This window comes from Stutzerimonas sp. S1, from assembly GCF_025966695.1.
GTDB lineage: Bacteria > Pseudomonadota > Gammaproteobacteria > Pseudomonadales > Pseudomonadaceae > Stutzerimonas.
In genome coordinates, this window is record NZ_JAOEIY010000002.1 from 331,062 (window position 1) to 343,177 (window position 12,116).

Genomic DNA, 12,116 nt, shown 5'->3' on the forward strand with positions numbered 1-12,116 from the left:
GCATGTCCGACGCGAGCGAACTGAGCGAATTCCACTGGCTGCTGGCGATTGTCCAGAGTATCGACGTGGGCGTCGTCGTGCTGGATCGCGACTACTGCGTGGAGGTGTGGAATACCTTCATGGAAAACCGCTCCGGCGTGCTTCCCGAAACGGCGCGCCATCAGTCGTTCTTCGCGCTGTTCCCCGAACTCGACGAGGAGTGGTTCCGGCGCAAGGTAGAGAGCGTGACGACACTTGGCACGCCGTCGTTCACCATCTGGGAGCAGCGACCGTATCTGTTGCGCTTCAAGAACTACCAGCCGATCACCGGGCTGGAAGATTTCATGTACCAGAACACCACGCTGTTGCCGCTCAAGGGCACCGGCGGCGCGATCGAACAGGTTTGCCTGATCATCTACGACGTGACCGACGTTGCGGTTAACCGCCTGCAGTTGCAGGCAGCCAATCGTGAACTGCAGCGACTGTCGAGTACCGATCGCCTGACCGGCCTCTATAACCGTGGCCACTGGGAAGAGATTCTCCGCCAGGACTATGCGCGACATCGGCGCTACGACAGCCAGGCCGCGCTGGTCATGTTTGACATCGACCATTTCAAGGCGATCAACGATACCTACGGCCATCAGGCGGGCGATGCCGTCATCCAGCAGGTCGCCGAGCTTATCCGTGAAACCATGCGCGACTCCGATGTGCCGGGCCGCTACGGCGGCGAGGAATTCGTCGTGCTGTTGCCCGATACCGACAAGCAGGGTGCGCTGATCTTTGCCGAACGTCTGCGCCGGATCGTCGAGGCGCAGGAAGTGATGTACGAAGGGCGGTCGATTCGTTTCACCATCAGCCTGGGTATCGCTGATCTGAGCCAGCCCAGTACAAGCCATGCGCAGCTCATCGAGTGGGCGGACAACGCGCTGTACGCATCGAAGTCCTCCGGACGCAATCGCGTCACGCTGCACAGTCCGCCGTTGTCGCGGCTCTAGGCCGCCGCCGCGGCAATACGCCGCCGACCGACGAGCAGCACGCCCACACTCACCAGTATCACCAGCAGCATGCCGGCGTTGACCGGCGCCCAGCCCAGCCCGCTGATCAGCGGGCCGCAGGCGAACGACATGACAGCCGCAGTGCTGCCATTGGCCAACTCCATCAGGCCCTGGGCGGCGGCGCGCTCCTGCGGACGGTGGCCGCTGCCGAGCAGGGTGGTGCCCGCGACCAGCATGAGGTTCCAGCCGATACCCAGCAGGCACGAGCTCATCAGGAAGAAGCGCAACGTCTCGCCGGTCATGGCGATGATGGCGCTGACACCCAGGATCGTCGCGCCCGCCAGCGCCACGCGTGTGCTGCCGAACCGATCCACCAGCGGTCCGGCAACGAACGCCGGCAGAAACATCCCCAGCAGGTGCCACTGGATCACCGTCGCGCTGTCATCCAGGCTGAGTCCGCAGAAGCTCATCGCCAACGGTGCCGCGTTCATCACTAGGATCATCAGGCCGTGACCCACGGCTGTGGTGATGATTGCGGTGCGGACCACAGGCCGCGTCAGCAGGCTGCGGACACTGATTCGCAGCGCCGTCGTAGCCATCGGTACGCTACGCTCGGGCGGTAGTGTGGCGACCACCAGCAGTCCGGCCGCTGCAACTGCTGCCATCAGCAGGTACGCGCCGACGATGGGCACTGCCAGCGCATCGCGAGCCAGGCCGCTCAGGCCGGGAGCCAGCAACGCCGCGCAGACGCCGCCGCCGATCACGCAGGCAGTCGCCCGGCCTTTCTCGTGTTCGCCAACCGCCTCGATGGCGGCGAACCGGTAGAACATCGCCGATGCCTGGTAAATACCCAGCGGCAACGCCCCCAGACACAGCAGAAGGAAGCTGCCTTGCCATACGCCCGTGCCACTCAGGAGGCCGCCGAGCACGCCGGCCAATGCCCCGAGCACGAAGCCGTGGCGCCGGCCGTGCAGCTGCATCCGTTGTGACAGGGGCTGCACAGCGAGCAGGTTGCCGAGTACCAGCAGCGTCAGGGGCAGCGTAGCCAGCCCGTTGCTCGGCGCCAGCTGCAAGCCGATCAGGGCCGTCAGGGCGATGCCGATCATGGAACAGGTCCAGAACAGCGCCTGGGCAAGGAAGAGGCGGAAGATCGAGGGGTTGCGAAATAGCAGCATGGCAAGGCTCCTTCTTTGATGGCTAACGTCCGGGCGAGCGCAGCCGCACGGACCAGGCGGATGGATGCGTCCGTGGTGTTCTGTGGTGGTGGCGGATGCAGCGCCAGGTTTGGTGCGATCAGGCGAAGCGCGCGGCGTATTCCTGCGGACTGACCGCCAGGTGTTTCTGGAATGTTCGGCGCATGTTTTCCGGATGCCCGTAGCCCGTGAGGCGGGCTACGGTGGTGATCGACGCCTGGCCGTCCAGCAACAGGCTGCGAGCGGTTTCCAGCCGTACCTGTTCGATGTAGCGTCCCGGGCCGACGCCGAGCTCGTGATTGAACAGCCGGCACAGAGTCCGGGGCGAGACGTGCGCTTGTCGTGCCAGCGCCTCAATGGAGAGATCTTCGCCCAGATGTGCGGGAATCCACTCCAGCAACACAGCCAGGCGCGAAAGCACGTTTCCGTGAGCCGGCAGCAGGGTGCTGAACTGTGCCTGGCCACCCGGGCGGCGCAGGAACATCACCAGCCGTCGTGCGACGGCCAGTGCCATGGGTCTGCCAAGGTCAGCTTCCACCAGGGCCAGGGCGAGATCGATACCGGCGGTCACGCCTGCCGAGGTGAACAGGTGGGCGGTTGCGCGATCGTGCGGATCGTAGGTATGCAGGCGATCAGCTTCTACCCGGATTGCCGGGTGTTCGCGCTGTAGCCTTTCGACATCGGCCCAGTGCGTGGTCGCCGTGTGTTGGTCCAGCAGGCCGGTGGCAGCCAGCAGCAAGGCTCCCGAGCACACCGATCCGAGCCGGCGAACTTCCGGCTCGGCACCTCTGAGCCAATCGAGCAGGGGCCGATTGGCGCACCGCGCATCGACGCCGGCGCCGCCGGGCACCAGCAGGGTGTCGAGCGTACGGGGATCGGTGTCATCCCAGCGGGCATCGACGCATAGACGGATGCCACAGGAGGTCGCCACCGGAGCGACCGCGTCACCGAGCAGGAGAAGCCCATAGTAGGGCGGCAGCCCGTGACGGGCGCGCTCCACGTTGGCGGAGGCGAACACCTGCATGGGCCCGGTGACATCCAGGCTCATCACGTCGGGGAAAACCAGCGTGGCAATGGTCCGTCGAGCTGACATGGCGCACCTCGCGAGAAGAGATGTGCGCAGTGTGGCCGCCGATTGCTTTGGCGACAATGTCAGTCACCACACAGATCATGCCAGTGGCGAGTCTGTCGAGCGGCTGCGGAGGAATGTCAGCAAAGCCACCTCTTCACGGCTCAGCCATTTACGCCGCCGCGCCGCCTTGAGCCCGGTGAGCTCGCCATCGCTGAAGGCCTGCAGGATCGCCGGGTGGACATAACATTGGCGGCACACCGCCGGTGTATTGCCCAGCTGGCGAGCAACCTGCTTAACCGTCTCCAGCAGATGCTGGCGTGCCTGGGCCTGGGTGTTCCACTTCAACGCCCGCAGGCGCTCCAACGCGAGCGCGCTGCCTGCCCAGGTGCGATAGTCTTTGGCGGTGAAGTCGCGACCGGTGAGGTCACGCAGATACTGGTTGACGTCTCCCGAGCTGACGGCATGCCGCTGGCCGTCGTCGTCCAGATATTGAAACAGTTGCTGGCCAGGCAGCTCCAGGCATCTGCGCATCAGCCGCGCCAGCCTCCGGTCGCGCAGCGTTACCCGGTGTTCCACACCGCTCTTTCCACGAAAGTGGAAGCGAATTGACGTTCCGCATACATCCACGTGCCGTGTGCGCAGCGTGGTCAGTCCGTAGGACCGGTTGTCGCGAGCGTAGCGCGAGTTGCCGATGCGGATCAGCGTGGATTCGAGCAACGTCACCACTAGCGCCATCACCTTTTCTCGTGGCAGACCCTCGCGCGCCAGATCGAGCTGCAGTCGAGCGCGCAGTTTCGGCAAGATCTCACCGAACTCAAGCATGCGTTCGTACTTGTTGCTGTCGCGTATTTCGCGCCAACGCGCGTGGTAGCGATACTGCTTGCGACCGCGGGCGTCACGGCCGGTGGCCTGAAGGTGGCCCCGCGGGTCCGGGCAGATCCAGACGTCGCGGTATGCAGGGGGAATGGCGAGCTGGTTGATACGACGGATCTGTATCTCGTCGGTGATGCGCTCACCCTGCGGCGTGTAATAGGCGAACTTGCCACGCTGCCGTTTGCGCCGGATCCCTGGTTGGCTGTCGTCGACGTAACGCAGGTCCGGGGGGAGGGCGGGGCACAGCGACGTTCCGCTGTCGCCGGTTTCGTCGCTGGGTACCGGGCGTATACCCTGCGCCAGGGGCGGAAGTGCAGAGCGGTCGGAATCGATTCGCATAGAACGCCCCACGCTTACCGGACGGTTTGGCTCAAGCCTGCGCGGTCAGGCGTCGCGCTCGGAGCTGTTGCGCATCAGCAGCCGGATGGCGGCGACCAGCTCGTCTATGGCTTCCCGATAGAGGGCCGGCTTGCCCTCGGTTTCGGCTTGGTCGGCATGCTTGCGTGCAGTATCGAGGTGGTCGTTGATCGCGGAGTAATCGCCTAGCATTGGTCTGCTCCTCGTTTTGCTCGGAAAGAAAGGGGGGCGCCAACGTGCGCCCGGTCCCTTCAACTGACCCTGGCTTGTCGATGTGGTTCGCGCTGCAGTATCAGCGCAAGCGCGAAGTAGTCAGCGCCTTGCACCAACCCAAGTTGCCGCAGCGTGGACAGGGCGTTTTCTGTTGGCTTTCCAACGCCTGCGGGAAGCCGCAGCGGCTGCAGGCGTACATGTCGCTGGCCGGGGCCTGGCGGAACTCCGGCCGGTACTCCGGCGGGAGCACCGGTAGCCCAGGCCGTACTTCCGCCGTGTCGTGGAAATACAGGCTTACTTCGCCATCGGTTTCGAGGATGCCGAGCCTGACCTGGCCAAGATGCTCCACGCCTTGCTGGCGCAGCTCCATGAAAAATTCGTCGGCGGAGATGTCGTGGCTGTCGAGGCTGTGCAGGTCATAGATACCGTCACGGATGATGGTGACCGGCTTTCCTTCCAGCCAGGCGCCAAAGCGCGGGTTGCGAGTCATCAACAGCACGGTGAGGCGATACAACCCCAGCAGGGTGGCGAACACCGCGGCGACGGGCAATAAGGGGACGTCTTCATAAAACGACACATCGCCCGCCGCGGAACCGAGGGTCAGGATGATGACGAGTTCAAACACCGACAGCTGGCGAATGCCGCGGCGCCCGCTGACCTTGAGGAATGCGAAGACGGCAACGAACGCAAACAGCGCACGCATCGCCGCCTCCAAGAGGAACAGCAGCGGAAACTGGTCGAGGAGGATGCGCTGCCAGTCGAAGGGCGTCATCGGAATTTGTCCTCGTTCTTGCGCCGTTCTACAGGCGCTGGCGCCTAGCGGTTTTCAGCAGCCGCGACGTGATAGACGAGCTTCACTCCATCTCCGCTGCCGTCACCGACTACGGAGCCAACCACCGGCGTGTGAGTGATGTCGCGGCCAGGGTAGGCCTCGCGCAGGTGCTGCAGCGCGACCTCGCAGATATGGTTGATAAGTCCGGTGGACTGGGTGTCGCGGGCAATGACGAAATGCAAAGTTATCTCGTGACCTTCGGGGCCCTGCGGTAGGTCGGCCAAGCCGCTGCTATGCCATTGGTCGTTGACGTAGGCTTGCGCACCTTTCATGAGATTCTCCTGTTCCGGTGATGTAAGTACTGACCGTGAAACAGGCGAATCGGTCATTCGCGTGCTGGAAGTGCAGTCACGGCGTGCCCTGAGCCGAAGAGTGGGGGAGCAGAAATGCAAAAGGCCCGGAGCAGAGCTGCCGGGCCTTCTGGAGACACGCGCCGGATTTATTCAGGCATGTGCCAAGGAGAGAAGTGGATACCGTCGCGGGTCATCTGCTCGCGGGTCTGCTCCAGCGCCTCGCCCAGTTTGACCGGATCGGTAAAGACGCTGCTGGACATCTTGCAGCGGCCCAGCGGGCGGGCCTGAGTGCGGTCGACAACGGTGATGCTGACTTCGCCGTTACCTTCCGGCAGGGTCCAGGCTACGCACTGGAATGGTTTGAAAGCGCGATCGGTGATCAGGAGGGCGTCGTTAATGCGGAGCGGTGCGTTCATTGGGCATGTCTCTCTGTGCGATTGAATGGGCCGCCGCCAGGAGCCTGGCGTGGGCCGTACATTCCATTGATGTACGCAGAGGACTTGCGAGTCACACTCGAAATTCTGAATTCGTGACTTTTTTTGCAATTAGCCAAAAGTATAACGATTGGCGCTGTGAGGTCAGGAGTCGATCTTGTTCGTTAAGTAGATGATTTAATTGATTTTATGCACCCGAAAAGGTTGTTCGAGCGCCAATGGCTGGTTGTTGAGACTGCGGCAACTTGCCGCTCGAGAAAAACACCTGGCATCACGCTGATCGGTGACCTCGCATCGGACGCCCCGGCAGTAGCCGGGACGTCCGATGCGGCGGCTCAGACGCGGAACTGACGCAGCAGTCCGTTCAGCTGCTCGGCCAGCTCGCCCAGATGCTTGCCGGCTTCGCGCGACTGCTCGGCGGCGTCGGTGCTGTCTTGAGCCAGGCCGGCAGCCTGGGTGACGTTCTGGTTGATGTCCTCGACCACATGCGACTGTTGCAGGGTGGCGCTGGCGATGGAGGCGTTCAAACCGGACAGGTTGCGCAGTGCCTGGGCAATCTGCCCGAGACTCTCGCCGGCCTGGCTGGCCTGTTCGACCGTGAGTTGCGAGGCCCGGTTGCTTTCCATGATGACGTTAACCGCGGCCCCGGAATTCTTCTGCAGGCGCTCGATCATGGTCTGGATCTCGGCAGTCGATTGCTGCGTACGCTGCGCCAGCAGGCGTACTTCATCGGCGACTACCGCGAAGCCGCGGCCTTGCTCGCCAGCCCGAGCGGCCTCGATGGCAGCGTTGAGCGCGAGCAGGTTGGTCTGGTCGGCGATAGAGCCGATGACTTCCAGAACACTGCCGATCTTGGTGGTTTCGTCGGCCAGCGACTGGATAACGCCGACAGCCTGACTGATGGTCGACGACAGCTGATCGATCTGCTGCAGGCTCGTCTCGATGTTCATCTGACCCTGGCCGGCCTGAGTTTCGGCATCGCCGACCTCGTTGGCCGCGTGCTCGGCATTCTTCGCTACTTCCTGAACGGCGTAGGTCACCTCGTTGACTGCGGTGGCGACCAATTCCATCTGCTGTAGCTGCTGCTGACTCTGCTGGAAAGCATCGCCCGATACCTGACCGAGCGTCCGGGACGATTGCGCCAGCGATTCTGCCGTATCGAGCAGCTGGCGAATCACGGTGCGCAGTTTGCCGGTGAAACGGTTGAAGTCACGGCCCAGAGTCGTCAGCTCGTCGTTGCCCGATACATCGAGATCACGCGTCAGGTCGGCCTCGCCACTGGCGATGTTGGCCATCGCCGACATCGAATTGCGCAGCGGACGGATGATGCTGCGAATCAGGATGGCGACCAGCACGGCCATGATTGCAGCAATGAACAGGCCGATGATGGAGAAGCGCACCAGGTAGTTCTTGAATTCGGCCTCCACGTCATCGACATAGATGCCCGAGCCGATGATCCAGCCCCACGGCTGGAACAGCTGTACGTAGGAAATCTTCGGCACCGGATCGGCTTCGCCCGGCTTGGCCCACATGTAGTCGACGGCGCCGGCACCATCGCGCCGGGCAATGGTGACCATTTCGTTGAACAGTGCCTTGCCGGTCGGGTCCTTGACCTTGGACAGATCCTGACCTTCGAGCTTGGGCTGCATCGGGTGCATGATCATGGTCGGACCCAGATCGTTGACCCAGAAGTAGTCCTGGCCGTCATAGCGCAGTGCCCGGATCTGCTCGATGGCAGCCTGCTGGGCTTGCGCTGTGGTCATCGCGCCAGCGGTTTCCAGCTTGCGGTAATGATCGAAGATGCCGGCGGCGGTTTCGACCACGTGCTGGGTCATCTCCTGCTTGCCTTTGTACAGGTCGGTACGAACCTGCTGGATCATCAGCATGCCGAGTGTGAACAGCATGACGATGGCAACCACAGGAATCAGCCAGAGACGCTTGCTGATAGGAAACTTTCGCAGCAGATTCATTTTGCTAGAACTCCTGATGAGCCTTTTTTGCTTGTTATGCGAGTCGGCAACGGCCCGACCTGTGTTTGGGGAGTCCAGCGGTAGTTGCTCGCCACCGTGCCAATGCTCCCCGTAATAGCTTTTCGGCAGCGTGTGGCTAAAAATGAGCCCCTCTTTACTCGCGGCGGAATTTACTTGGCTGTGGCGAGTCAGAACAGCGGCCAGACGCCGCTCTGGCATATACCTTTGTTGTATTTTCAAGCGCGATGGTCTGCATCGCTGATGGGGAATAGATGGATCTTTGGATTGCCGTACAGGCTTTGATTCTGGGTGTGGTTGAGGGCCTGACGGAGTTTCTGCCGGTATCCAGTACCGGTCACCAGATCATCGTGGCGGATCTGATCGGCTTCGGCGGCGAACGCGCTCTGGCGTTCAACATCATCATTCAGCTGGGTGCCATCCTTGCGGTGGTCTGGGAGTACCGCCGTAGGATTCTCGGCGTGGTGGTGGGGCTGCCGAAAGAGCGCCAGGCGCAGAAGTTCACGCTGAACCTGTTGATCGCCTTCATGCCGGCGGTGGTGCTGGGCGTACTGTTCGCCGATCTGATCCACCATTACCTGTTCAATCCGATCACCGTTGCCACCGCCTTGGTGATCGGTGGTGTCGTCATGCTCTGGGCAGAGAACCGCGACCATCGCATCGAAGCCGAAACGGTGGATGACATGCACTGGACGCACGCGCTCAAGGTCGGTTTTGCCCAGTGCCTGGCGCTGGTGCCGGGTACGTCACGCTCCGGCTCGACGATCATCGGCGGCCTGCTGTTCGGCCTGTCGCGCAAGGCAGCGACGGAATTCTCCTTCTTCCTGGCGATGCCGACGATGGTGGGCGCAGCCGTGTACTCGGGCTACAAGTATCGCGACCTGTTCCAGCCCGGCGACTTCCCGGTGTTCGCCATCGGCTTCGTTACCTCGTTCATCTTCGCGATGCTGGCGGTACGTGCCTTGCTGAAGTTCATCGGCAACCACAGCTATGCGGCATTCGCCTGGTATCGCATCGTGTTTGGCGTGGTGATCCTCGCGACCTGGCAGTTCGGCCTGATCGACTGGAGCACAGCGGTGGGCTAGGGCGCTGAGCCTGGAAACGAAAAAGCCCCGCGAAAGCGGGGCTTTTTCATGTGACTTGATGAACGATCAGACCAGCACGCCCTGGCTGCGCAGGTAATCGTCGTAGCTGCCGCTGAAGTCGGTCACGCCGGTTTCCGACAGTTCGATGATGCGGGTGGCCAGCGAGCTGACGAACTCACGGTCATGGCTGACAAAGATCAGCGTGCCCGGGTAGTTCTCCAGCGCCAGGTTGAGCGCCTCGATGGATTCCATATCCAGGTGGTTGGTCGGTTCGTCCATCACCAGCACGTTGGGCTTCTTCAGGATCAGCTTGCCGAACAACATACGGCCCTGCTCACCACCGGAAATCACCTTCACCGACTTCTTGATCTCGTCGTTGGAAAACAGCATGCGCCCAAGGGTGCCGCGCACCAACTGTTCGCCGCCTTGGGTCCATTGGCTCATCCAGTCGAACAGTGTCACGTCGTCTTCAAAGTCCTCGGCGTGGTCCTGGGCGAAATAGCCGACGTCGGCGCTTTCGGTCCATTTCACTTCGCCGGACATCGGTGGCATCTCGCCCACCAGCGTGCGCAGCAGGGTAGTCTTGCCGATCCCGTTCGGGCCGATGATGGCCACACGCTCACCGGCCTCGACCTGCAGATTCAGGTTCTTGAACAGCGCAGTACCGTCATAACCCTGGCTGACGCGTTCCAGCGTGACCGCCTGGCGGTGCAGCTTCTTGTACTGCTCGAAGCGGATGAACGGGCTGACGCGGCTGGACGGTTTGACCTCCTCGAGCTGGATCTTGTCGATCAGCTTGGCGCGACTGGTGGCCTGCTTGGCCTTCGAGGCGTTGGCCGAGAAGCGGCTGACGAAAGTCTGCAGCTCGGCGATCTGCGCCTTCTTCTTGGCGTTGTCCGACAGCAGGCGCTCGCGGGCCTGGGTCGCGGCGGTCATGTATTCGTCGTAGTTGCCCGGGAACAGGCGCAGTTCGCCGTAATCCAGGTCGGCCATGTGGGTGCAGACCGCGTTCAGGAAGTGGCGGTCGTGGGAAATGATGATCATGGTGCTGTTGCGCGCCGTGAGCACCGATTCCAGCCAGCGGATGGTGTTGATGTCCAGGTGGTTGGTCGGTTCGTCCAGCAGCAGTACTTCCGGGTCGGAGAACAGCGCCTGAGCCAACAGCACGCGCAGCTTCCAGCCGGGCGCGACGGCACTCATCGGGCCGAAGTGCTGGTCGAGCGGGATGCCCAGACCGAGCAGCAGCTCACCGGCGCGTGATTCGGCGGTGTAGCCGTCGAATTCGGCGAACTGCACTTCCAGCTCGGCCACGGCCATGCCGTCTTCTTCCGTCATTTCCGGCAAGGAATAGATGCGGTCACGCTCAGCCTTGATCCTCCACAGCTCGGTGTGACCCATGATCACCGTGTCGATCACGCTGAAGTCTTCATAAGCGAACTGATCCTGGCGCAGTTTGCCCAGACGCACGTTGGGCTCCAGCATCACTTGCCCGCCAGACGGCTCCAGCTCGCCGCCGAGGATCTTCATGAAGGTCGACTTGCCGCAGCCATTGGCGCCAATCAGACCGTAGCGGTTGCCACCGCCGAATTTGACGGAAACATTTTCAAACAGCGGCTTGGCACCGAACTGCATGGTGATATTAGCGGTGGAAATCAAGAGGCTCTATCTCGCGGGTTTCAGAGGGTTGTCGTGAGTCTTGGGGCCTTTCGGGCATGCGTAGCTTGCCCATCGCCGCCAAATGTCCCTTCACAATGTTCCAGCGGCCTACGGCGATACCGGTTCGTGTATCGGGTGGCTGGGAATGGACGTACAGGACGTGTCGCTTTGCGCATGGTCGTGTACGAAAGGCGCGCATTGTACGGAGGACGAAGGCGAATACCCAGCGCCTTCAGTCTCGAACACCCGCAAACGGTCCACGCGGGTGCTGCGGCTGAGATGAGTGCCAAGCTGCACAAGCCGGGCAACGGCAGTACCGGAACAGCCGAATTCCCCGGCTTCTCATGTGTACAGCGCCGGTCTGGTTGGCATGAATGTCAAGGTCTTCCGCTAACGGCGGGCGTGCTTTGGCTGCGCTGTCTGGCATGCTCCAGGCAGCGGCCGTAGAATGCCGCGCTCCCGCTTGTACCTGGAATCACCCCCGGCCGCCTATGAACAATCGTGCGTTGCAAGGCAGTGTGTACCTCATCGACGATGACGCGTTCATCCTCCAGGTGCACGCGACGCTGCTCCGTTCCATAGGTTTGAATGTGCACTGCTTTACTTCGTCGATGACGTTTCTGGAGACGTATGCGCCGCTGGCGTGCGAGTGCATCCTCTCGGACCTGCGCATGCCGACCATGGGCGGTTTGCAGTTACAGGCAGAGTTGCTTGAGCGTGGCGTGGATACGCCGATCATCTTCATCACCGGCCATGCCGATGTGGGAACCGCGGTCGAAGCAATGCGGCGGGGGGCGTTCGACTATGTCGAGAAGCCGGTGCATGGCCAGCAGTTGCTGGATCGCGTAAACGCGGCGCTTGCGGTCAGCCAGGAACGACACCGGGAGCGCTTGCAGCGTGAGGCCCGCGAAGCGCGTCTCGCCCTGTTGACCGGGCAGGAACGCAGGATCGCGCAATGGGTGGTGCAAGGCCTCTCCAGTCGCGAGATCGCCGGGTTGGCGAGTCTGAGCGTACGCACGGTCGAAAACCATCGCGCGCGCATCATGGACAAACTGCACGTGTCGTCGGTGGTGGAGCTGGTCCGTCTGCTGCTCTGAGCCGCCTGCATGGGTAATTTCCCCTTGATCCGTTGAGTAGTTCTACTCA

Annotated in this window: 12 protein-coding genes; 3 read left to right on the forward strand and 9 right to left on the reverse strand. The window is 62.2% G+C overall.

Going from position 1 to position 12,116, the window contains the following annotated elements; translation table 11 throughout:
* Positions 1–2 precede the first annotated feature (2 nt).
* Positions 3–974: a diguanylate cyclase gene (locus N8H22_RS05470; protein ID WP_264589602.1), complete on the forward strand. Its 972-nt coding sequence runs from the start codon at positions 3–5 to the stop codon at positions 972–974.
* On the opposite strand, the gene N8H22_RS05475 is transcribed toward N8H22_RS05470, so the two are convergent.
* The 8 genes from N8H22_RS05475 to N8H22_RS05510 form a co-directional block, all read right to left on the reverse strand.
* Positions 971–2,146 carry an MFS transporter gene (locus N8H22_RS05475; protein ID WP_264589837.1) on the reverse strand — a complete coding sequence of 392 codons (1,176 nt, stop codon included), beginning with the start codon at positions 2,144–2,146 and terminating at the stop codon, positions 971–973. The genes N8H22_RS05470 and N8H22_RS05475 overlap by 4 nt on opposite strands.
* Before the next feature lie 121 nt (positions 2,147–2,267).
* The gene (locus N8H22_RS05480) at positions 2,268–3,260 is read right to left on the reverse strand and encodes a helix-turn-helix domain-containing protein (protein ID WP_264589603.1); all 993 of its coding nucleotides are present in this window, start codon (positions 3,258–3,260) and stop codon (positions 2,268–2,270) included.
* Positions 3,261–3,335: 75 nt separating this feature from the next.
* Positions 3,336–4,451 carry a DNA topoisomerase IB gene (locus N8H22_RS05485; RefSeq protein ID WP_264589604.1) on the reverse strand — a complete coding sequence of 372 codons (1,116 nt, stop codon included), beginning with the start codon at positions 4,449–4,451 and terminating at the stop codon, positions 3,336–3,338.
* Positions 4,452–4,496: 45 nt separating this feature from the next.
* A complete protein-coding gene (locus tag N8H22_RS05490) occupies positions 4,497–4,661 on the reverse strand; it encodes a hypothetical protein (protein WP_264589605.1) in 165 nt (54 codons plus the stop codon).
* Positions 4,662–4,761: 100 nt separating this feature from the next.
* Positions 4,762–5,454: a DUF421 domain-containing protein gene (locus N8H22_RS05495; protein ID WP_264589606.1), complete on the reverse strand. Its 693-nt coding sequence runs from the start codon at positions 5,452–5,454 to the stop codon at positions 4,762–4,764.
* A gap of 44 nt (positions 5,455–5,498) precedes the next feature.
* On the reverse strand, positions 5,499–5,786 hold the full coding sequence (locus N8H22_RS05500) for a hypothetical protein (protein ID WP_264589607.1): 288 nt from the start codon (positions 5,784–5,786) through the stop codon (positions 5,499–5,501).
* Between the two features lie 167 nt (positions 5,787–5,953).
* Positions 5,954–6,223 carry a hypothetical protein gene (locus tag N8H22_RS05505; protein WP_264589608.1) on the reverse strand — a complete coding sequence of 90 codons (270 nt, stop codon included), beginning with the start codon at positions 6,221–6,223 and terminating at the stop codon, positions 5,954–5,956.
* Positions 6,224–6,576: 353 nt separating this feature from the next.
* Positions 6,577–8,211, reverse strand: a complete 1,635-nt coding sequence (locus N8H22_RS05510) for a methyl-accepting chemotaxis protein (protein WP_264589609.1) — start codon at positions 8,209–8,211, stop codon at positions 6,577–6,579.
* A 272-nt stretch (positions 8,212–8,483) separates the two neighbouring features.
* On the opposite strand from N8H22_RS05510, the gene N8H22_RS05515 reads away from it, so the two are divergent.
* A complete protein-coding gene (locus N8H22_RS05515) occupies positions 8,484–9,314 on the forward strand; it encodes an undecaprenyl-diphosphate phosphatase (protein ID WP_264589610.1) in 831 nt (276 codons plus the stop codon).
* A gap of 66 nt (positions 9,315–9,380) precedes the next feature.
* Here the strand turns inward: N8H22_RS05515 and N8H22_RS05520 are convergent, their stop codons facing one another.
* Positions 9,381–10,970 (reverse strand): ABC-F family ATPase, encoded by a 1,590-nt coding sequence (locus N8H22_RS05520; RefSeq protein WP_264589611.1) that lies wholly within the window; start codon positions 10,968–10,970, stop codon positions 9,381–9,383.
* A 491-nt stretch (positions 10,971–11,461) separates the two neighbouring features.
* Here N8H22_RS05520 and N8H22_RS05525 point away from each other — a divergent pair, with 491 nt between their 5' ends.
* Complete coding sequence (locus N8H22_RS05525; protein WP_264589612.1) at positions 11,462–12,067, forward strand: response regulator; 606 nt, start codon at positions 11,462–11,464, stop codon at positions 12,065–12,067.
* Positions 12,068–12,116 lie beyond the last annotated feature (49 nt).